Below are 20,739 nucleotides of genomic sequence, written 5' to 3'. Positions count from 1 at the left end.
TGCAACCGCGTGTCCCGGCCGACGACCGCCACGACCGGTCCGGCCGGCCGGCAGACGCCTGCCGGTCCGCCGTCGAAGGGCAGGGGGCTCCGGTGCCAGGAACCGCCGTCCGCCGGCGCTGCGCCGAGGACACCGCTTGCCGCGCGGCCGGCAATGCTGCCGGAGCAGGCGGTGGCGGGCACGTAGCCCCCCGCGCCGCCGAGGCGGGAAAGTGGCGACAGCCGCAGCCCGCCCGAGTCCGCGGAGCACCGCCGCTGGTGCGCGGTCCGCGGCACGGCACCCGCGACGCCCCCGGCCCGGCTGCCTCCAGCCCCGCGCCCCATCGGGAATACCCCGGTCGCACCCGCGGTTCCCGGGTATAGTTGAATCATAAACAACCTCGGAAGGGGAGCCATGCAGTTCGGGATCTTCACCGTCGGCGACGTCACGGCCGATCCGACGACCGGGCGCGTGCCCGGCGAGCACGAGCGCATCAAGGCGATGCTCGCCATCGCGCAGAAGGCCGAGGAGGTCGGCCTCGACGTCTTCGCCACCGGTGAGCACCACAACCCGCCGTTCGTCCCCTCCTCTCCGACGACGATGCTCGGCTACATCGCCGCGCGCACCGAGAACCTGATCCTGTCCACGTCGACGACGCTGATCACCACGAACGACCCGGTGAAGATCGCCGAGGACTTCGCGATGCTCCAGCACGTCGCGGACGGCCGCGTCGACGTGATGATGGGCCGCGGCAACACCGGTCCGGTCTACCCCTGGTTCGGCAAGGACATCCGAGACGGCATCGACCTCGCCATCGAGAACTACGCGCTGCTGCGCCGTCTGTGGGACGAGGACGTCGTCACCTGGAAGGGCAAGTTCCGCACGCCCCTGCAGTCCTTCACCTCGACCCCGCGCCCGCTGGACGGCGTCGCGCCCTTCGTGTGGCACGGCTCCATCCGCTCGCCGGAGATCGCCGAGCAGGCCGCGTACTACGGCGACGGCTTCTTCCACAACAACATCTTCTGGCCGTCCTCCCACACCGAGCAGATGGTGAACCTGTACCGCCAGCGCTACGCCCACTACGGGCACGGCACCCCCGAGCAGGCCATCGTCGGGCTCGGCGGCCAGGTGTTCATGCGCGAGAACTCGCAGGACGCGGTGCGCGAGTTCCGGCCGTACTTCGACAACGCGCCGGTGTACGGCCACGGCCCGTCCCTGGAGGAGTTCACCTCCCAGACACCGTTGACCGTCGGCTCACCGCAGCAGGTGATCGAGCGAATCCTGTCCTTCCGCGACTACGCCGGCGACTACCAGCGCCAGCTGTTCCTGATGGACCACGCGGGCCTGCCCCTGAAGACCGTCCTGGAACAGCTCGACCTGCTCGGCGAGGAGGTCGTGCCGGTGCTGCGCAAGGAGTTCGCGAACCTGCGCCCGGCCGGAGTGCCGGACGCGCCGACGCACTCGGCCCGCGTGGCGGTGGCCCAGGAGACCCCGAAGGAGGAGACGCGGGCATGAAGCTCATCGTCGTATCGGCGGGCCTGAGTTCGCCCTCCTCGACGCGGCTGCTCGCCGACCGGCTCGCGGCCGCCACGCTGGGGCACGTGGACGCCGAGCCCGAAGTGATCGAACTGAGGGACCTGGCGACGGAGATCGCCCAGCATTTCGTCACCGGGTTCCCGCCCGCCCGGCTGGCGGCCGCGCTCGACGCGGTGGCAGCCGCTGACGGCCTGATCGCCGTGACACCGGTGTTCGCGGCGTCGTACAGCGGCCTGTTCAAGTCGTTCTTCGACGTCATCGACAAGGACGCCCTCACGGGGAAGCCGGTGCTCCTCGGCGCGACCGGAGGCACGGCCCGGCACTCGCTGGTCACCGAACACTCCCTGCGCCCGCTGTTCACCTACCTGCGCGCGCTCGTCCTGCCGACCGCCGTGTACGCGGCCTCGGAGGACTGGGGCGAGGAGGGGCTGGCGCAGCGGATCGCCCGTGCGGGCGCCGAGCTGGCGCGCTTCATGGAGCCCGTCCGCCGGGACGCCGCCCCGGACGTCGACACCGCCGGCGCGATCGCGCCCCGTTCACTGACGGGGGCGATCACGTCGGTGGATCCGGCGGACGGCTTCGAGGTGGTGCCATTCGCACAGCGGCTGGCCGCGCTACGGGCCGAGTAGCCGCACTTGGTCCGGCACGAGAACCTCCACCCGTCCGACAGCCGGTACGGCAGGGCCATCTGGTCGGCCGCCGCGTCCCGGAGTGCTGTAGTCACAGGAAGGGCGGCCTCCGGCACTCCGGTCCTTGGATTCCCGGGTGATTCAGCTGTGCAGCCTGGTCTCTCGAAGGGGTACATATGGTGACGTTCGGTAAGATTTGGGTGCCCTGGAGGTGACTCGCCCCATAGGACCCACGTCACGTACGAAGCGGGTTAGTAGCTTCCCAGCGCTGGCCATGGCCTTCTGGCACGGCTCCCACGTGCACGGACCCTTCCGGGTGCCGCGGGTGTCTTGAGTCCCCAGCTGCGAGGGTCGTTAGTAAGTGGGGTCGTTGCCAGGGCCCCGGGCGGTCTGTAGAACTGGATGAGTCGCAGGGCGGCAGGGGTGCTTCACCCGCCGCCGACGAACCCCTCTCCTCCGCGTGAGTGGCTCACGCATGTCTTCGACATGCCCGCGACCGCCCTTGTCCCCTTCGGAAGGTCAATCCGTGTCCAACGCAGTCATCCGCCGCATCGCCGCTTCCAAGAAGACCCTCGCGGGTACCGTCGTCGCCCTGGGCGTCGCCGGTTCCATGCTGGCCGCGGTTCCCGCGCAGGCCGCCCCGATGAGCGCCAAGGCGATCGCCCAGCAGATGATCAAGGACCCGGCCCAGTTCGCCGCCTTCGACAAGATCATCACGCGTGAGAGCGGCTGGGACTACACCGCCACGAACGCCTCTTCCGGCGCGTACGGCCTGGTCCAGGCCCTGCCGGCCTCGAAGATGGCCTCGGCGGGCGCGGACTGGAAGACCAACCCGGCCACCCAGATCAAGTGGGGCCTGGACTACATGAACGAGCGCTACGGCAGCCCGGTCGAGGCCTGGAACTTCTGGTCGGCCAACCACTGGTACTAAGCCACCAGCGCGCAGCAGCAGACGCACGAAGACGCTCGGCCGGGACCTCCGGGCCGAGCGTCTTTGCGTATGAGGCCCCGAATTCTTGCCGCGGCGTCTCACCAGTCCCGCGGCCGCAAGACCTTGGGCCGACCGGGGTCGCGAACAGCCGGGTCCGGCTTCGGTTGCGGTCGCCATCCCGCTCGTCATGCGAGACCAGCCGAAGGTGTTTGCCCGAGCCTGCCTCGTCGTCGGTGCGGGCCTGCTGGCCTGGGCGCTGATCGGTGCCGTCATCGGCATGTTCCTCTTCATCCCAGCGGCCCTGCAGCGCAAGGAACAGCTGCGAGACTTCGGCGCCACGCGGATTTCGGTCGCTGAGCACCGCCCTGGTCAGCTCGTACTCACGGTGGGGATCCCCGACAGCTTCGCGGAAGGGCACAGCCAGGACAGGCTCAAGGAGCAGATCCTGCGGCTGCCCGGGGTCGTCGATCTACGCTTCTGCACGTTCCACACCTGCGACTAGCGACTCAGGGGCCTGAGCGCGGCTCACCAACCGGCGTCCGACTGCTGCAACTTCACGTCGAACGAGCCACCTGTCCGGCACACAGGAACAGCCTCATGGCACACTTGTGCTCTCTGAGTGGTCGAGTGCCTCGGGAGAGGGAGAGCGTCTTGGATCCTGCAGTCGCGGCTGTCGCCGCCACCGCCGCGACCACGCTCGTCACCGCGATGACGACGGAAGCGTGGGAGCACACCAAGCGCGGCTTCGTCCGCCTGCTCGGACTCGGCCGCGCCGACGAAGGAGCGGCTGCCGAGGCAGAGTTGGAGCGGGCGCGCGAGACCGTTCTCACCGCCTACGAGCGGGGCGACGAGTCGGCCCTGGGCGCAGCGCACCACGACTGGGCGGCCCGGCTCGGGGCGGCCCTGGCGTCGAGCGCCGACCGTTCGGCGGAGTACGAGGGGCTGCTGCGCGAGCTGATCGGCGGGCAGCCAGGCGCCGAGGGCGAGATCCGCGCCCTCGGGGCGGCGCTGAGCGGGACGGAAGCCGGCGGCGTCTACAGCCAGGTGATCCACAACGGCGGCGCGGGCGCACAGGGGCCGGGGGCGAGCGTGACCATCAACAACCACCATTACGCGCCCGGTAGTTCGCCGGCCCAGGCTCCCATCGGTGAATCTTGACGGAGTCGCGCTACGAACAGCACCTCGCTGCCGGCTCGGCCGCGGCGCAGGGCCCGAACGCGAGCGCGACCGTCAATCACTACTACGGGACGCGGCTGCCCACGATCGAGGCGTTACCCGCCCCGGCCGCCCCGGACACCGCATGGCTGATGGCGCAGCCCAGCCGCCTCCTCGACGCGCGCAGCCACGTCGTCCCCTTCATCGGCCGGAAGACCGAGCTGGAGCGGCTGCGGCAGTGGCGGGACGCCCGGGACGCGCGACTTTCGGTGCTGCTGCTCCACGCTCCCGGCGGAGAGGGCAAGACCCGGCTCGCCACGGAGTTCGCCGAACGGTCCCGTAGCCCGGATCTGCCGGCGGACGAGCGCTGGCAGGTCCTGCAGGCGGGTTTCCGGGACGGAGCCTCGACCCCGGGCCATGTGGCCGCCCCGCCCGCAGCGGGAGCCGGTGTCCTGCTCCTGGTCGACTACGCCGACCGCTGGGCGCACAGCGAGTTGGAACGCCTGCTGTCCGAACCGGTCCTGCACCAGCAGCGGCCCACGCGGGTCCTCCTGATCGGCCGCACCGTCCGCTGGTTCGCCGCCCTGCGCGGTGAGCTCGCCGACCGCCGCGCCGCCACCGGCGATCTGCTCCTTCCCTCCCTGGGCGCGGACCGGCTGCGGATGTTCACCGCCGCTCGGGACCGCTACGGCGCGAGCGACTTGTACGACCTGCCGGACACCGCGACCGTCGCACCGCCCGCTTCCCTGGACCGCCGCGACTTCGGCCTGACGCTGAACCTGCACATGGCCGCCCTGGTCGCCGTCGATGCCCACTCGCGCGGTGAGCGGCCCTCCCTCACGCAGCCGCACGAGCTGTCGGCATACCTCCTGGACCGCGAATACCTGGCGTGGCAGCGGCTGTTCGACGCCGGTGGGCGCGGGCAGGACTACCGGACCCGGCCCGCGGTCATGGCCAAGACCGTGTTCACCGCCGCCCTCACCGGCGCGGTGAGCCACGACACCGCGACACGGGCGCTGCGCACCCTCGACCTGCCGGGCCACCCGCAGGAACTCCTCCTCGACCACCGGTTCTGCTACCCGCCCAACGACCGCGAACTGGTCCTGGAGCCGCTCTACCCCGACCGGCTCGCCGAGGACTTCCTCGGCCTGCTCACCCCCGGGCACGACGTCAGCGCGTACGACCCGGACCCGTGGGCGACCGGCGTCCCGGCCGTCCTGCTGGACGGTGAGCTGGCACCCGCCGTGGCCCCTCGGGCCGTGACGTTCCTGGCGTCCGCCGCCGGCCGCTGGGGCCATATCGGCGAGCGGGTCCTCTACCCCTTGCTACGGGCCGCACCCGGCCTCGCGATCGCCGCCGGCAGCTCAGCCCTGACGACTCTCGCAGCGCTCGCCGACGCGGGCGGCGGGCCCGAGCAGGGCATCGACCCCGACCTACTGACCGTCTTGGAGGCCATCGAGTCCCAGCTGCCCACGGGCCGCCACGTGGACTTGGACAACGGGATCCTCGCCGTCGTCGAGACGCTGATCGGGCACCGTCTGGCCGTGACCACGGACCTCGCACAACGCGCCTGGCTGTACGGCACGCTGGCGTGGCGCCGGGCCAACGCGGGCCGCCGGGAGCAGGCGGTCGCCCCCGCCGAGGAGGCCGTGCGCCTGCACCGTGAGCTGGCCGGGAGCAACCCCGGCCAGCTTCCCTACCTGGCGAACTCCCTCGGCATACTCGGCGACCGGCTGTCCGCCGCGGGCCGCTGGGAGGAGGCATTGTTCGTAGCCGAGGAGTCCGTGGCGATCAGCCGCCGCCTGGCCGACTCCGACCCCGCCGCCCACCAGGACCGCCTGGCCGGTTCGCTGACGGGGCTCGGCAACAGGCTCTCCCGGCACGGCCGGCATGAGGAGGCCCTGGCCGTCACCCAGGAGGCGGCCGAGCTGTACCGGCACCTGTCCGACGCCGACCCCGTGTACCGGCCCGACCGGGCCGGGCTGCTGACCAACCTGGGCATGCGGCTGATCGACGCGGGCCGCACCGAAGAGGGCCTGGCCGCCAGCGAAGAGGCGGCCGCGCTGTACCGGAGCCTGTCCGACGCCGACCCCGAGGCGGAACGGCATCACTTCGCGATGTCCCTCGCCAACCTCGGGACCGCGCTGCGTGCTTCGGGCCGCGCCGAGGAGGGCCTTGAGGTCACTGAGGTGGCCACCGACCTGTACCGGCAGCTCGCGGACGCCAACCCCGCCGCCCACCAACCCGACCTGACGACGGCGCTGGTCAACCTCGGGGCCTTCCTCGCGGACCTGGGCCGCGGGGACGAGGCCCTCGCCCCGGCCGAGGAGGCGGTGGCCATCCAACGACGGTTGGCCGAGAGCGACTTCGCCGCCCACTGCCTCGATCTGGCCAGGGTCCTCAACAACCTCGGCACCCGGCTTCTTGCCCTGGGTCATGAGGAGCGGGCCTTGGAGGTCACGCGAGAAGCGGACGACCTGTACCGGCGACTGGCGCTCGCCCACCCCACCGTCGACCTCCCCGAGCAGGCGGACGTACGCAACAGACTGGCGCGGGCCCCGAGGAGGATCCGGGAGGAGGCCCTGGCCGCCACGCGCGAGGCGACCGAGCTCTACCGGCTGCTGACCGAAACATCCTCCGGCGCCGAACCGGCCGAACTCAGCGACCACGCCTCGTCCTTGGGAAAGACAGGCCAGACCCTGGCCCGCCTCGGGCGCTTCGAGGAAGCCGTCACCGCCGTGGAGCGGGCCGCGGCCTTCCACGTCGACACCGGTGACCGCCGTCGCGCGGGCGAACTCCTCCTCGAATCGGGCAACGTCCTGCTCGGCATGCGACGGTCCGCGGACGCGGCCGCCCTCTACGAGCAGGCCGCCGACCACTTCCGCCGGACCGGTGACCGCAGCCCGGAAGGCGCCGCACTGACGAACCTCGGCACCGCCCTGGCCGCCGAGGGCCGCACCGACGAGGCCGTCACCGCCTGCGAACGGGCCGTGGCCGCCTTCCGGGACACCGGCGAGGGGCTCCTCGAGGCCGAGATGCTCACCAACCTGAGCAATGCGCTGACGGCCGCGGAGCGGTTCGCCGAAGCCGCCGACGTCAGTCGACGTGCCGCCGCGCTCTCTGACAAGAACGGCGAGGGCCAGCGCGACGGCCTGCCGCTCCACAACCTGGGCAACGCCCTGCTCAGCCAAGGACGGCACGAGGAGTCCATCGCCCCCTCGCGGCAGGCTGCCGCCATCTACCGCGAGAAGGGCCATCGCGACCGCGAAGCGGACTCGCTCGGCAATCTCGCGGATGCCCTGCGCCAGACGGACCGGCTTGACGAGGCGATCGCCGCCTACCAGCGTTCGGCCGCGCTCTACCACGAGACCGGCGCCCGCGAAAAGGAACGCCGGGTACTCGGCCGGCTCGGCCCCGCCCTGTTGCACGCTCGGCGATACGACGAGGCCGTCACCGCCACCCAGCGGGCCGCCGCCGTCTGCCGCGAGCTGGGCGACCGTACGGGTGAGGCCTCGGCGCTGATCAACCTGGGCAACGCTTGTACAGAGGTGGGTCGTTACGCGGATGCCGCCACCGCATGCGGGAAAGCCGCCGCACTCCTGCGGGAGTCCGGGGACCACGAGCGCGAGGCCCATGCGCTGGCCAACCGCAGCGAGGCCCTGGCCAAGGCGGGGCGGTTCGAGGAGGCCGTCACCGCCTGCGAACAGGCCGCCGCCGGCTACCGCAAGGCGGGGAACCGCGCACGCGAGGGCGTGCTGCTGCACAGCCTCGGCACCCATCTCTTCCAGGTGCACCGGTCCGCCGAAGCCATCACCGCGTACCAGCAGGAACTCGCGATCTGCCGGGAGCTAGGCGACCGCGGCAGTGAGCGGACGGCGTTGCACAGCCTCTCCCTCGTCCTCGTGTACGAGGGCCGCTACGCGGAGGCCGTGCCCGTCTGCGAGCAGGGCGCCGTCGGCTACCGCGAGGCCGGAGACCGCGACCACGAGGGCGAACTGCTCGACCGGCTCGGATCGGTGCTGATGGAGCTGGGGCGCGTCGAGGAGTCGGTCGCCGCCCGTGAACGGGCCGTCAGCGCGTTCCGCGCCGCGGGTGACATCGGTGGCGAAGGGGCGGCGTACGGCGAACTCGGCGTATCTCTGCTCCAGCTGGGTCGGTTTGAGCAAGCCGTCACCGCCGGCCGGCATGCCGCCCGGATCCACCGGCGGTCCGGCGACCGCCCGCGGGAGGCCCACGCCCTTACCGTCGTCGGCCGCGGCCTGCAGGGCCTGGGGAAGCCGAAGAAGGCCGTCCCCGTCCACACACAGGCGGCTGAGATCCACCGGGGGACCGGCGACGGCCGTGCCGAGGCCGAAGCACTGCGCCATCTCAGCGGCGCCCTCGCCTCGGCGGGCCGGGAAGCGGAGTCCATCAGCGTCGTGCAGCAGGCAGCATCCCGTTCCCGGGAGTCCGGCGACCAGCGCGGCGAGGGTCTGGCCCTCTACCGCCTGGGTGAGGGATTCATGGAAGAGGGCCGGTTCGAGGAGGCCATCGCCACGTACCGGCGGACTGCCACCCTGTTCCAGGAACTAGACCTTCCGGACCTCGAGGGATCCGCGCTCCTCAACCTCTGCCGCGCCCTGCGGACATTGGACCGGAACGAGGAAGCCGTCACCGTCTACCGGCGGGCCGCCACCGTCTACCCGCGAACCGGCGACCGCGACCGGGAGTGCCAGGTCCACTTCCACCTCGGCCAGGTGCTGGAGAAGATGGGCCGGTCCGCGGACGCCGTCCCCGCCTACCGACGCGCCGCGGAGCTGTTCCGCGCCAGACGGGACCGCGCCAACGAAGGCCAGGCGCTCTTCCGGCTCGGCGTCGTCACCGTGGGACTCAGGCAGTACGAGGACTCCATCCCGACGTTCGAGCGGTATCTGGCAATCTGCCGGGAGACCGCGGACGCTCAAGGAGCGGGCACGGCTCTGCTCCTCCTCGGCGGCCTCCTGGTGGATGTGGGGCGGTACGAAGAGGCCGTCGCCGTCAACCAGCAGGCGGCCGACCACTTCCGCGCCTCCGGCAGCCCCGACTCGGTGAACCTGGCCCTGAGCCACCGCCGGAAGGCACTTCACGCGCTGGGGCGCGGTGACGGGTAGGCGTCGCGCGAAGGCCGGTTCATCGACAGGGGACCGTCGCCCTGAGGCGTCGAAGGCGAGTCGACGTGGCCGCCGTGGCCGACGGCCGACGTGCCGTCACAAACCCTTATGCGCCCCCTGCTGAGGAAAACGCCCGTGGGGGAACCCCTCATCTTGCCCCTGTCATCCGGGCAGCATCACTGGATAGACGGCCAGATACGCCGCATTCCCGGCACGCCTGCCACCTACATTGCGTCGTGTGATCCAGTTACGCGGGCTTACCAAGCGGTACGGGGACAAAACCGCAGTCAACGACCTGACGTTCACCGTGCGCCCCGGCGCGGTGACCGGCTTCCTGGGCCCGAACGGTGCGGGCAAGACGACGACCATGCGCATGATGCTGGACCTGGACCGGCCGACCGGTGGCAGCGTCAGCATCGGCGGGAAGCGCTACAGCGATCTGCGCGAGCCGATGAAGCAGGTCGGCGCGCTGCTGGACGCGAAGGCCCTGCACCCCGCCCGCACCGCATACCACCACCTGCTGTGGCTGGCGCGGTCCAACAGGATCCCGGACCGCAGGGTCGGAGAGATCCTGGAGACAGTCGGACTCGCCGACGTGGCGCACCAGCGCGCGGGTGCCTTCTCGCTCGGTATGGGTCAGCGGCTCGGCATCGCCGCCGCGCTGCTCGGTGAGCCCGAGACGCTCGTACTCGACGAGCCCGTCAACGGACTCGACCCCGAAGGCATTCTCTGGATCCGCAACCTGATGAAGCAACTGGCGGCCCAGGGCCGTACGGTCTTCGTCTCCAGCCACCTCATGAGCGAGATGGCGTTGACGGCCGACCACCTGATCGTCATCGGCCGCGGCCGGCTGCTGGCCGACACGTCCACGGCGGACTTCATCGAGAACAACTCCCGCTCCGTCGTACGGCTGCGCACCACCCAGCCGGAGCGGCTGCTCGACGTCTTCGCCGACGAGGGGATCACGCCGGTCCTCACCGGGGACGGGGCCTTCGAGATCCAGGACGGCAACGCCGAGGTGCTCGGCGAACTCGCCGCCGCCCACCGGATCGCCCTGCTCGAGATCGGCTCGCAGCGTGCCTCGCTGGAGGAGGCGTTCATGCGGCTCACCGCGGGTTCGCTCGAGTACCAGGCCGGCGCCGGCCTGGACGCCGTCCTCGCTCCCTCCGGGACCCCGTCGCCCGAACAGGCGCCGGACCTGATCCGCTCCCGCACCGGGAAGGAGTCATGACCATGGCCGCAACCACTGCCGTCCTCTGGGCGGAGTGGACGAAGATCCGGACCGTCAGCTCGTCGAAGTGGACGCTGACGGCCGCGTTCTTCTCCACCATCGGCCTCGGTGCGCTCCTGAGCGTCATCCTGGGCGGAGAGTTCGACACCCTCGGCGCCGCGGAGCAGGCCGCCTTCGACCCGGTGATGACCAGCTTCATCGGTATGGGCCTCGGCCAGCTCGCGATGATCACCTTCGGCGTCCTGGTGGTCACCAGCGAGTACGGCACGGGCATGATCCGCACCACGCTCGCCGCCGTGCCGCAGCGCGGCCTGCTCTACTGCGCCAAGGCCGCGGCCGCCGCCGTACCGGGCCTGGCCGTGGGCATGGCCACCAGCGTCGCGACGTTCTTCGTCGGCCAGGCGCTCCTCGGCGACCGCGGCGCCTCCCTCGGCGACCCCGGCGTGCTGCGGGCGGTCACCGGCGCCGGGGTGTACCTGGCGCTCATGCTTCTGTTCGCAGTGGGCGTCGCCACGATGCTGCGCAAGGCGGTGCTCTCCCTCAGTGTCCTGATGGCCTACTTCTTCATGATCGCGCCGATCTTCAACTTCGTTCCTGCGACCAGGAAGGTCGGCTACTTCTTTCCCGACCAGGCGGGCACGAGCGTCATGCAGGTGGTGCAGCAGGCGGACGGGCCGCCGTACGGCCCGTGGACAGGGCTCGGCATCATGGCGCTGTGGGCCGCGGCCTCCCTGGCCGGCGGCTACTTCGCACTCAAGCGCAACGACGCCTGACGACCGCAGGGGCGCCCGACCAGCCTGGTCGCTCAGGGCCGTGGCGGACGGCGGGAGGGCCACTGCCACCGCGCGGTGCGGTGGCTATGCCGGCGAACCGCACCGCGGGGTTCATGGTGCGCAGGCGACGATGGGCACCGCCGTGATCCATCGGGGGCCAACTCAGCGGCTCACGGCGGTCTCCCGCTCCATGCGCGTCAGTTTCTCGGGGTTGCGCACGGAGTAGAGCCCGGTCACGAGACCGTCGTCGATCCGCATCGCCACAACCATGTCGATCCGCCCGTCGATCCGCATGATCAGAGCCGGGTGGCCGTTGACCTGTGCCGGCTCCACCGTCGACACGGGGCCGAACACCGCAACGCCGGCGGCCAGCGCGCGGGCCACCTTGTCGGCCCCCACGATGGGCTGCGGCATGGCCTGCTTGATGCCGCCGCCGTCGCTCAGGGCGACGACGTCCGGCGCGAGGAGGTCGAGCAGGCTCTGCAAGTCGCCCGTCTCGACCGCCCGTTGGAACGCCCCGAGCGCGGCCCGGGACTCGGCCGCGGAAACGGCACCGCAACGCGGTCGGCGCGCGGCAACGTGCGCCCGCGCCCGATGGGCGATCTGACGGACCGCGGCCGGGCTCTTGTCGACGGCCTCCTCGGTGGGCACCTGGGAGGGGGCGGAACAGGCTCGCGTGGCGCTCGCCGCGCTTCCCGCGGGCAGCACGGTCACGGTGATCGGGGGCGGCGCGACGGGCATCGAGACGGCGGCCGAGGTGGCCGAGGCGAGGCCGGACCTCCGAGTGCGGATCGTTGGATCGTCGGTCGCCGGGAGCTTCTCCCACCGGGCGTACCAGCGGGTCCGGTCCGGACTGGTACGGCTGAAGGTCGACATCGTGGACGACGGCGCCACGGGGGTCGCCGACGGCGTCGTGCACCTTCGGTCGGGAGCGGAGCTCGCCTCCGACCTGACCCTGTGGGCGGTCGTGGCGGGCGTCCCCGACCTCGCGGCACGCAGCGGTCTCCAGGTCGACTCTCAAGGGCGTGCGCTCGTGGACGAGTACCTGCGCAGCGTCGACGACGAACGGATCTTCGTCGTGGGGGACTGCGCGGCAGTACCCGGAGCCCGTTTCGCCTGCGCGCTCGCCACCCCGTAGGCAGCTCACGCGGCCAACACCCTGGCCCGCCTGATCGAGGGCCGCAAGCCCGAGCCGTACTCGCTGCGTTATGTCGCGCGGGCCGTCACTCTCGGACGGAAGAACGCGGTGGGCCAGTTCACCCGCCCCGACGACACCCTCCGGCGGGCCTACGTCACCGGGCGCACCGCGGTCGTCATCAAGGAGATGGCGTCCCGCGGCGGGAAGTACGGCGCCCGCACCGGCACCGGCGCCTGAACATCCGGGTCACACCCGGGCGGAAGGCATCCGCCGGTGGGCCGACCCGCTGCGCACCACGATGCCGAGGGCCCTACAGGGCCTCGGTCGACCGCCGAAGCATTCGTATCCGAGCAGAGCCGGACCTGGCGTCAGTCGGCCGCCTGGCCCAGTGAGCGCACGGCCACTTGGGAGGGGTCGATCGTGGCGTACGAACGGCGGCGCCGCGCACGTTCGGTCGTGGCCCGTGCCAGCGCGGACCGCACAGCGGCGTCGCGCTGCCCCGCCTTGATGACCCAGCTCTGTGTGCCCCTGACGCGCTGACCGCCCGTGGTCCGCTCCGTCGGAACAGTCACCAACCACAGTGAATCCACCGGTTCGACCCCTTCCTCTGGCCCGCACACAACGAGGTCGACTCGCTCTGGCTCACCAGCCAGCGTGGCGTGCGGCTTCTGCACTCTGGACAAATTTCACAATGCACCCGAACTCATCCGATGGAAAGGTCGTGGATCCCGCCCATCACGTCGGCGGGTGTCGACGGTGACGCTCGGCCTCAGTTCCTGTCGCGGTATTCCGTGGGCGACATGCGCAGCGCGTTCTGAAAGGCCCGTCGCATGGCTTCCGCGCTGGGGTAGCCGGACGACGCGGCGATGTGATCCATCGCGTCGTGGCGCCTGTTGACCAGGCGTCGGCACGCCGTCTCCAGCCGGACCTTGGCCACGTACCGTCCCGGTGACATTCCGGTCTCCTTGGTGAAGGCGCGGGTGAACTGCCGCGGGGACAGCGCCGCTCGCCACGCGAGTGCCTCGATGCTGAGGTCGGCATCGGGGTGGTCGGAGATCCAGTCCTGGACCTCGCGCAGGCTGTCCCGGTGAGCGATCTGCACCTGTAGCTGTGTGCTGATCTGCGCCTGGTTGTGGCTACGCCGCAGGAAGACCACCAGCTGGCGGGCCACTGCCAGGGACAGTTGTCGGCCGTGGTCTTCCTCCACGAGCGCGAGGGCGCAGTCGATGCCGCTGGTGATGCCCGCCGCCGTCCACACCTTGCCGTGCCGGATGAAGACCGGCTCCGCGTCGACACGCACGCCCGGATAGGAAGCCGCCATCTCTTCTGCGCGGCTCCAGTGCGTTGTGGCCCGGCGGCCGTCGAGGAGGCCTGCTTCGGCAAGCGCGAGGGATCCCGTGCACACCGAGACGACCCTGCGCGTGCGGCGGGCGTGCTGCCTCAGCCACGCCACTACCCAGCGGTCGACGGGAGCGCCGGGGATCACGACGGTGTCCGGTGGCGGTTCTTCTTCGAGGCGGGCGTCGGGCAGGAGTACGAGGCCGCCGCCGGCCCGAACCGGCCCGCCGCCGGGGCTGGCCGTACGCAGGCGGTACAGAACTGCGTCGGGCGCCGTGCGGGAAGCGAGTCGGTTCGCCCAGTCGAACACGGCCATCGGCCCGGTCACGTCGAGGGGCTCCAGCCCACTGGGTAGGACAAAGAGAACATTCCGGCTAGCCATGCAAGCAAGCCTCCGTGATTCCCGGCCCCCCAACAAGGACGTATCTCCCCCTTTCCAGGTCGCGCCGCACCGCCTCGCGCGAAGGCCTGTCCGGCAAGCGCAGGAGCGACCGCATTCGTTCGGCCACCCCGTGCACACGTCAGCGCACGGCAGCAGCAGACGTTCCGGGACGTGACTTCCGCCTTTCGCGCCCTGACCCAGGCTCCTGGGCTCGTCCCCCGTGTTCCCCGTGCGACGGTGGGGATCTGATCCAGCCCCGGCATCCAGGCGAGAAAGACGTTCGCCTCTGCGCCCAAGCGAGGGAGGTGCAAGCGCATGGCAGGCCTTGTCGTGTTCGGTGTGTTCGCACTCGCGGCGGTGGCCTCGGCGTTCGCCGCCGTCACCGGCTACCGGGGCCAGGTCTGCGACCCTGATCGGGGCTACGAGGTGCCTGCCAGGGTGGCAGCCGACGCGGCGCTCACCGAGAAGGCCAACAGGTTGGTGGCTCACTGGTACAGCGGAGCCACGGCCTTGAGCCTTGCACCGCTCTACCCCCTCTACGCGCAAATGAGCGGGCCCGACCCCGCCGGACTCTCACTCCCCACCCTGCTGGCGCTGGCCGGCTACGGACTCCTCGTCGGCGCACTGGCCGTGTACCCCGTCGAAAGGATCAAACGGCTCGACAGTTCAGGGCCATCCGGAACCGAGGGGAACTGAGCGGGTGTGGCGACCGGCGCGACCCCGAATGGTGTCCGGCCACCGGAAAACCGATTGCTTTTGCGCGAGTGCAGTGGGTTTGATCTTCCGTTTGACCTCCAGGGAGAAGGGGAGCTCTATGACCACGTCCACTGTTGTCCGTCCGTTGGCTCCGAGCGAAGTGACGTTCGCAGGAGCCGGCGTGTACATGGGCTATGCGGTCCAGGTGTCCGGCACATTGGATCTGGCGGCACTCACCGCGGCCTACGAAGCGCTGGTGCGCGCCTATCCGGTGCTCGGCGCGCGGCTGGAGCCGTCGGACGACGGTGGCTTCGATCTCGTCGCCGGGACGTCGGGCGCACCGGAGATCTCGGTGGTGGACGGTGATCCGCATCAGCTGATCCGTGACCAGAAGTTCGATCAGCGTGTCGTGCTCAGCCATGTGTCCGTGGTGCGTGACGGTGACACCGCCAGCGTGACGCTGTTCACTCATCACAGCATCGCGGACGCCTATCACTCGCTCGCTGTGCTTGCCGAATTGTGGTCCTGCTACACCGATGTGGTGACCGGGCGTTCGCCCGAGCGGGAGGTACATCCGTATCCGGCGTCGATCGAGGAACTGCTCGCCGAGCGCGGCATCGAGAAGAGGGTGCCGCCGGTGCCGGTGCCGGTGCCGGTGCCGGCCCAGCCCGAGGCCGACGTCGAACCGGTGGTCTCCGAATCCGTGGTCGCCGAACCGGCCGTCACCGAAGCGCCCGTCGACGACGATCGGCACAACGCACCCCTCGTCGCGCGGTGCCACCTGTCGGTCGCCGAGACCGCTGCGCTGGTCGAACTCGGGCATCGGGAGGGCGTCACCATCAACGGTCTGGTCTCGGCCGCAATCCTGTTGAGCGACGCCGAGCTTCGTGAACTTCCGCTGACCCAGATGATCTACCTCTATCCGGTGGATCTGCGCACGCGGATCACGCCGACCGTCGGCAAGACCGATGGCACCAACCTGCTCGGGTCTGCGAAATACCTGCCCCCGGCGGAGTCGATGGGGCTCGTCGAGCTGGCTCGCAGCATATGCGAATCGCTGGCGGCGGCCCTTGCCGAGGGAGCCGTACAGCAGACGCCGTTGCACATTCCCAAGAGGAACACGGCAGGCGCGACGCCGCCCCCAGGCATGCTGATCGTCACCAACTGGGGTCGGGTGCCGGCGCTGCGGGCGCCGAAGGGCTTGCGGATCACCGACTTTCGCTCGACGCTCGTCTCGACGCCGGGCCCTGACGTGCCGCGCCAGCCACAGCATCCCAGCGGTGGCTCCTGCATTCTCAGTACCTTCGGTGGCCGTCTGAGCATTGAGATCCATCACGCCGAAGCGGTTGCCGCGCAGCAGAAACGCCGCGCCGACTGCATCGCGGCCAAGCTGCGCGACGCCGGCGCGGTCGCCCGTTGACGTCGAGCGGTGTCATTGCGGTGAAGGCGGGAATCCGGGCTGGTTCAGGCAGCCGGGCGCAGTCCGTCGAGGGTGACGGCGATCAGGCGGGCCACGGCGGACTCGGAGGTCAGGGAGGCGGCGGCGGTCAGGGCGTGCAGGCAGTACTGGGCGAGCTCGGCGGGCGGGACGTCGCGGCGCACGTCGTCGGCTTCGGCGAGAAGGTGCTGGAGCATCCCGTGTACGTGCCGCTCGGCGTGGGTGAGGTGTTCGCCCTGGTGCAGGAGGGTGGTGAGTTCGCCGCCGTGCCGCTGCCGGGCGATGCCCGCGTACGCCTGGAGCACTGCCGTGAGGCGCTCCAGGGCTGTGCCGTCCTGGTCGCGGATGCCCGCGAGCTGCTGGAGGTGTGCGGTGACCTGGCGTTCGTGCCAGGCGAACAGGACGGCTTCGGCGTCGGAGAAGTACTTGTAGAGCGTGGCCCGCCCGATGCCGGTCTGTTCGGCGATCTGCGACATGGTCACCGCCCGCAGGCCGCCCTCGGCCACCAGCTTGGCGGTGGTGTCCAGGATCGCCTCGCGGACCGCGGCGCGGTGGGCGTCGATCGTCTCGTTCCACAGCTTCGGCACCCGTCAAGGATACGGCCGTCCACAGGCGATACACTCAGTTCCAGAGCGAGACACTGTGTCTCGAAAAACCGTGGAGTGCGTCATGACAGGCTCACCGAACCGCCCGGACGGCAGTGGCAGGGGCGACGGCGACGGGCCGCCGCGCTGGGTGAAGGTCTCCGCGGCGCTCGCGATCGTGCTGGTCGCGGTGTTCGTCATCGTGCATCTGGCCGGCGGCGGCATGGTGGGGCATACGCCGTGAGACCGTTCCCGCCCCGGCTGCGCAAGGCGGCCCTCACCCTCCACGTCACCGCCTCGGTGGGCTGTTCGCCGCCTTCCTCGCCCTCGCCGTCGCCGGTCTGACCAGCGGTGCGCCCGAGACGGTACGGGGTGCCTACCTGGCGATGGACGTGGTCGGCTGGTACGTGATCGTCCCCGTCGGCATCGCCTCGCTGCTGACCGGTCTGGTCCAGTCGCTGGGAACGGTGTGGGGGCTGCTGCGCCACTACTGGGTCATCGCGAAACTGCTGATCACCGTCATCGCGACGCTTCTGCTGCTGGTGCACATGCAGCCGGTCGGGCACCTCGCCGACGCAGCGGCGCGGGCCGCCCTGGCCGGTGGCGAGCTCGAGGGCATGCGCGTCCAGCTGATCGCGGACGCGGCCGCCGCCCTCGTCGTGCTGCTTACGGCCGCCGCTCTTTCGGTGTTCAAGCCGCGCGGCGTGACCCGTTACGGGCGCCGCCGGAGCGAGCAGAGCCCGCTGCCTCTCTGAACCCGGCCCGGGAGCCCGTCGGCGCCGCTTGCGGTCAGCCGAGCGCGCCGAGCAGTTCGTTGCACGCCTGTTCGCAGGAGCGGCAGGCTTCCGCGCAGACGCGGCAGTGCTCGTGCGTATCGGCGTGGGAGGCGCATTCGTCGCCGCACGCCTTGCAGGCCATGGCACACGCCTGGAGGATCGCGCGGGTGATGTTGGCGTCGTAGCCGGTGTGCCGGGAGAGTACCGCGGCGGTGGCCGCGCAGATGTCGGCGCAGTCCATGTCGGTGCGGATGCACTTGGTGAGATCGCCGACCATGCCTTCGGACAGGCAGGCGTCCGCGCATGCGGTACAAGCCTGGGCGCAGCCGATGCATGCCTCGATGCAGCGGGTGAGCTTGGCCCGGTCGATGGCGCCGAGGTCGGCCGGGTAGGTGGCGAGCATGTCCTTGACGGTGCTGGTCATCGCAAATGCCTCCTGCTCCAGCGGGGCCGGCGATCCGGTCGGCCGCCTTGCGGGCCCCGGTACACCTCCAGCTAACCGCTGACGGCCGCAGCATGCCCGGCCGCACCCTTCCGGTGCGGCCGGGCATGCTCGCCGGGCGCTGGGTCAGTGGTAGGCGTGGACGACGGCGTGGCCCTTGCCGCGGCCGATCATCCACTTGTTGATCGGGGTGGTGACCACGAAGGCCACGGCGAAGCCGCCCAGCAGCGCCGTCCAGAACAGTGCGTCGGACAGGTGGGCGTCCATCGCGCCGGGCGTCAGGGCGATGATGCCGTTGTCGACGAGCTCCATCACCGCGATGGAGACGGTGTCTGCGGCCAGCGCCACCTTGACGGCGGTCTTGAAGTCCAGGCCTGCCCGCCGGACGGCGAAGAGGGTGAAGGAGTAGCCGAAGAGGAACGCGAGCGAGATCGCCAGGACCATCGTCTGGACGTTCCCCCACAGCAGGGCGGTGCCGATGACCATGCCGAGGATCTCGCCGATGGCGCATCCGGTCAGGCAGTGCAGCGTCGCCTTCGCGGCGGCGCCCCAGGTCACGCTGCCCATCTGATGCCCGGTGTGGTGGCCTGCACGGCCTTGGTGTGCCTGGTGCGCGGCGTGGTCGTGCGCGGTGCTGGTGTGGTGTGCGTTGTGGTCCATGACCGTCATCCCCATTCCCGTCCAGTGTGGGCCCGTTCCCCTGCGCCCACATCACCACCATATACCCCCCAGGGGTATCGCGCGAGGGGAGCGGAGCCCGCATGTGGTGCGGTGCTTCGGGGAGGCCCGCGCGCGCGGGCGCAGAAAGACCGTGCCGGGCTTCGGCCCCATCCGTCCGAGGGGTTTGCGTGCAGGGGTCTGGCGGTAGCCGCGCCACCCTCCCCCTAGGCTACTTGGCGTAGTCGAATGGCTACCAAGAGTGAAAGGATTTCGGGTGAGTTCCCACTCTGTAGGCCGCCTGGCGGCCCTTGCCTCGACAGCCCTGATCGTGGTCGGCGTGGCGAGCGCCGGCGAAGCGCAGGCCCAGGCGTCCAGCGGGCCCATCACGTACGCGATCGAGTTTTCCAACCCCCGGGAAAGCGACGACAACAACCTGCCCGAACCCTACGGCGAAGTCGTCGTGAGGGCGCCGTGGGGCCAGCAGACCTCACTGTGGGAACACCCGGACCGGGACATCAACACCCCCACCCTGCCCCGCTATCCGCTATTCGGCGGCGCCGAGCACAGGTTCGTCCCCCACCCCGTCACCGAGGTGTGCGCCTTCGTCGGGGAGGACGACACCGGCATCAACGAGGACGACATCCTCGCTGACGGCTGCGTCCCCTACACGGGCCCCGGCTCATACACCATCAGCGCCGAGGGCGGCTCCGTGACCGTCCTCGTGTACGACTTCGGCTGATCCCCAGACCCCCAGATCCCCAAACCCCCAGCCACCGCCGCCCGTTGGCCCGGGACAGCGTCCCGGGACAACGGGTCGGCGGCGTTGCGTCGAGTGTGTCGAGACCTCAGTGTGGGTTTACCCAGCCGTGTCGGATGGCGTAACCGCCAAGCTGCATCCGGGTCCGTACTCCGGCTATGTCCATGAGGCGGCGCAGGCGGCGGTGCAGCGTGCGCGGTGACAGGCCGAGCTGGGTCGCGGCCGTCGGGTCGGTCAGGCCGGCCAGCAGTAGCGCGAGGATCTTTCGGTCGAGGGCGGTCGGGCCTTCCGCACCGAGCTCGACGGTGGTTTCGGCTTCTCCGCCGGTGCCCGACAGCTCGAGTGGGTGGGCGGTGTGCCATACCGTCTCGAACAGCGCGTCCAGCGCATCCAGGAGACCGCTGCGGTGCAGCAGCACGGCGCCGGGCTCTCCGGCCGGTGTGACCGCGAGCGGGACGAGGCCGAGGTCGGCGTCGGCCAGCACGAGTTTCATCGGCAGCCGGTCGGCGACACGCAGTTCCACGCCGTTGCGCAGTGAATCGATCGCATCGTCGATGATGCCCGGCTCTGCCAGCACGGCCCGGTCCAGTACCGCCCGGAAGTGCACGCCGCGGCCGATGGCCACGGGTTCGGCCGTGTTCTCGTCGGGCGGCAAGGCGACGAACGGTGCGGTGATGAAACTGCGGACCTGCGTGCGGGCCGCCTGCTGCACCTGGAGGAAGCGATGGCGGATGGCGTCGACGCCCGTGACCACCTCGATCAGATCGCTGATGCTGCTCCCGGTCATCCCCGCCCGGTGTTCCTCGGCGAAGGCCACCAGTGCCTGCTCGGCCATGCGCAGCCCGTCTCGGCGCTGGCTGATGAGAGCGCCGAGCGCCATGGCCGGCGGCGCGGCGGTGAACCGCTCATCCGCCGACTTGGTCACCAGTCCCCACCCGACCAGGCGGGACAACGCCTTGTCGACGTGGGCTCGCGAGAGGACGAGCAGGTCCGCCAGCGGCACCGCGGCGGAGTTCGGAAGTCCGAGCAGCGCCCGGTAGACGCGCTCGTCATCGGGTTCGAGGCCCAGAACATCCAGCATCGGCGACCGACTCTCTTCCGCTTGCCGCAGCGGGGAGAGTATGCGCCATGGCGGCAGACCCTGAATAGTCCCTGCTGGGAGCAC

21 protein-coding genes and 1 pseudogene are annotated in these 20,739 nt (G+C 70.6%); 15 read left to right on the top strand and 7 right to left on the bottom strand.

Translation table 11 applies throughout. From position 1 onward, the window contains the following. Positions 1-393: 393 nt before the first annotated feature. From ACIPUC_RS01570 to ACIPUC_RS01535, 8 genes are all read left to right on the top strand, one after another. On the top strand, positions 394-1,494 hold the full coding sequence (locus ACIPUC_RS01570) for an LLM class flavin-dependent oxidoreductase (protein ID WP_446586159.1): 1,101 nt from the start codon (positions 394-396) through the stop codon (positions 1,492-1,494). After that, positions 1,491-2,144, top strand: a complete 654-nt coding sequence (locus tag ACIPUC_RS01565; RefSeq protein ID WP_446586158.1) for a CE1759 family FMN reductase — start codon at positions 1,491-1,493, stop codon at positions 2,142-2,144. Before ACIPUC_RS01570 ends, ACIPUC_RS01565 begins: the two co-directional genes overlap by 4 nt. 526 nt (positions 2,145-2,670) lie before the next feature. Continuing rightward, a complete protein-coding gene (locus tag ACIPUC_RS01560) occupies positions 2,671-3,075 on the top strand; it encodes an aggregation-promoting factor C-terminal-like domain-containing protein (protein WP_446586157.1) in 405 nt (134 codons plus the stop codon). Positions 3,076-3,262: 187 nt separating this feature from the next. Further along, on the top strand, positions 3,263-3,577 hold the full coding sequence (locus ACIPUC_RS01555) for a hypothetical protein (RefSeq protein WP_446586156.1): 315 nt from the start codon (positions 3,263-3,265) through the stop codon (positions 3,575-3,577). 149 nt (positions 3,578-3,726) lie between these two features. After that, positions 3,727-4,233: a hypothetical protein gene (locus ACIPUC_RS01550; protein WP_446586155.1), complete on the top strand. Its 507-nt coding sequence runs from the start codon at positions 3,727-3,729 to the stop codon at positions 4,231-4,233. Beyond that, entirely contained in the window at positions 4,230-9,359 is a 5,130-nt protein-coding gene (locus ACIPUC_RS01545) for a tetratricopeptide repeat protein (protein ID WP_446586154.1), read from the top strand. The genes ACIPUC_RS01550 and ACIPUC_RS01545 overlap by 4 nt, the downstream gene beginning before the upstream one ends. 238 nt (positions 9,360-9,597) lie before the next feature. Continuing rightward, the gene (locus ACIPUC_RS01540) at positions 9,598-10,590 is read left to right on the top strand and encodes an ABC transporter ATP-binding protein (RefSeq protein WP_446586153.1); all 993 of its coding nucleotides are present in this window, start codon (positions 9,598-9,600) and stop codon (positions 10,588-10,590) included. Then, entirely contained in the window at positions 10,587-11,363 is a 777-nt protein-coding gene (locus ACIPUC_RS01535; protein ID WP_446586152.1) for an ABC transporter permease, read from the top strand. The genes ACIPUC_RS01540 and ACIPUC_RS01535 overlap by 4 nt, the downstream gene beginning before the upstream one ends. A gap of 162 nt (positions 11,364-11,525) precedes the next feature. Here the strand turns inward: ACIPUC_RS01535 and ACIPUC_RS01530 are convergent. Then, positions 11,526-12,005 (bottom strand): annotated as a pseudogene (locus tag ACIPUC_RS01530) (RNA polymerase subunit sigma-24); the annotation flags it as partial. Position 12,006: 1 nt separating this feature from the next. On the opposite strand from ACIPUC_RS01530, the gene ACIPUC_RS01525 reads away from it, so the two are divergent. Together ACIPUC_RS01525 and ACIPUC_RS01520 are read left to right on the top strand one after the other, a co-directional pair. After that, complete coding sequence (locus tag ACIPUC_RS01525; RefSeq protein WP_446586151.1) at positions 12,007-12,501, top strand: FAD-dependent oxidoreductase; 495 nt, start codon at positions 12,007-12,009, stop codon at positions 12,499-12,501. A gap of 108 nt (positions 12,502-12,609) precedes the next feature. Then, a complete protein-coding gene (locus tag ACIPUC_RS01520; RefSeq protein WP_446586150.1) occupies positions 12,610-12,738 on the top strand; it encodes a hypothetical protein in 129 nt (42 codons plus the stop codon). 131 nt (positions 12,739-12,869) lie between these two features. On the opposite strand, the gene ACIPUC_RS01515 is transcribed toward ACIPUC_RS01520, so the two are convergent. Next, positions 12,870-13,073 carry a hypothetical protein gene (locus ACIPUC_RS01515; RefSeq protein WP_446586149.1) on the bottom strand — a complete coding sequence of 68 codons (204 nt, stop codon included), beginning with the start codon at positions 13,071-13,073 and terminating at the stop codon, positions 12,870-12,872. 197 nt (positions 13,074-13,270) lie between these two features. Then, positions 13,271-14,221: a GlxA family transcriptional regulator gene (locus ACIPUC_RS01510; RefSeq protein ID WP_446586148.1), complete on the bottom strand. Its 951-nt coding sequence runs from the start codon at positions 14,219-14,221 to the stop codon at positions 13,271-13,273. A gap of 315 nt (positions 14,222-14,536) precedes the next feature. Here ACIPUC_RS01510 and ACIPUC_RS01505 point away from each other — a divergent pair, with 315 nt between their 5' ends. Together ACIPUC_RS01505 and ACIPUC_RS01500 are read left to right on the top strand one after the other, a co-directional pair. Continuing rightward, complete coding sequence (locus ACIPUC_RS01505) at positions 14,537-14,917, top strand: hypothetical protein (protein WP_446586147.1); 381 nt, start codon at positions 14,537-14,539, stop codon at positions 14,915-14,917. A 118-nt stretch (positions 14,918-15,035) separates the two neighbouring features. Continuing rightward, positions 15,036-16,337 carry a phthiocerol/phthiodiolone dimycocerosyl transferase family protein gene (locus ACIPUC_RS01500; protein WP_446586146.1) on the top strand — a complete coding sequence of 434 codons (1,302 nt, stop codon included), beginning with the start codon at positions 15,036-15,038 and terminating at the stop codon, positions 16,335-16,337. 44 nt (positions 16,338-16,381) lie between these two features. Here the strand turns inward: ACIPUC_RS01500 and ACIPUC_RS01495 are convergent, their stop codons facing one another. Further along, positions 16,382-16,942 (bottom strand): TetR/AcrR family transcriptional regulator, encoded by a 561-nt coding sequence (locus ACIPUC_RS01495; RefSeq protein ID WP_446586145.1) that lies wholly within the window; start codon positions 16,940-16,942, stop codon positions 16,382-16,384. An 82-nt stretch (positions 16,943-17,024) separates the two neighbouring features. Here ACIPUC_RS01495 and ACIPUC_RS01490 point away from each other — a divergent pair, with 82 nt between their 5' ends. Then, a complete protein-coding gene (locus tag ACIPUC_RS01490) occupies positions 17,025-17,183 on the top strand; it encodes a hypothetical protein (RefSeq protein ID WP_446586144.1) in 159 nt (52 codons plus the stop codon). Between the two features lie 142 nt (positions 17,184-17,325). After that, the gene (locus tag ACIPUC_RS01485; protein WP_446586143.1) at positions 17,326-17,694 is read left to right on the top strand and encodes a hypothetical protein; all 369 of its coding nucleotides are present in this window, start codon (positions 17,326-17,328) and stop codon (positions 17,692-17,694) included. A 34-nt stretch (positions 17,695-17,728) separates the two neighbouring features. Here the strand turns inward: ACIPUC_RS01485 and ACIPUC_RS01480 are convergent, their stop codons facing one another. Beyond that, on the bottom strand, positions 17,729-18,139 hold the full coding sequence (locus ACIPUC_RS01480; RefSeq protein ID WP_446586142.1) for a four-helix bundle copper-binding protein: 411 nt from the start codon (positions 18,137-18,139) through the stop codon (positions 17,729-17,731). A gap of 144 nt (positions 18,140-18,283) precedes the next feature. Then, on the bottom strand, positions 18,284-18,817 hold the full coding sequence (locus ACIPUC_RS01475; protein ID WP_446586141.1) for a DUF4396 domain-containing protein: 534 nt from the start codon (positions 18,815-18,817) through the stop codon (positions 18,284-18,286). Between the two features lie 274 nt (positions 18,818-19,091). On the opposite strand from ACIPUC_RS01475, the gene ACIPUC_RS01470 reads away from it, so the two are divergent. After that, on the top strand, positions 19,092-19,556 hold the full coding sequence (locus tag ACIPUC_RS01470; RefSeq protein ID WP_446586140.1) for a hypothetical protein: 465 nt from the start codon (positions 19,092-19,094) through the stop codon (positions 19,554-19,556). Positions 19,557-19,662: 106 nt separating this feature from the next. Here ACIPUC_RS01470 and ACIPUC_RS01465 read toward each other — a convergent pair whose 3' ends face one another. Then, positions 19,663-20,739 (bottom strand): helix-turn-helix domain-containing protein, encoded by a 1,077-nt coding sequence (locus tag ACIPUC_RS01465; RefSeq protein ID WP_446586139.1) that lies wholly within the window; start codon positions 20,737-20,739, stop codon positions 19,663-19,665.

It is taken from the genome of Streptomyces sp. LARHCF249 (genome assembly GCF_052871255.1).
Note: the sequence above shows the minus strand (reverse complement) of the source record. Positions and strands in the feature narration are given on the sequence as shown.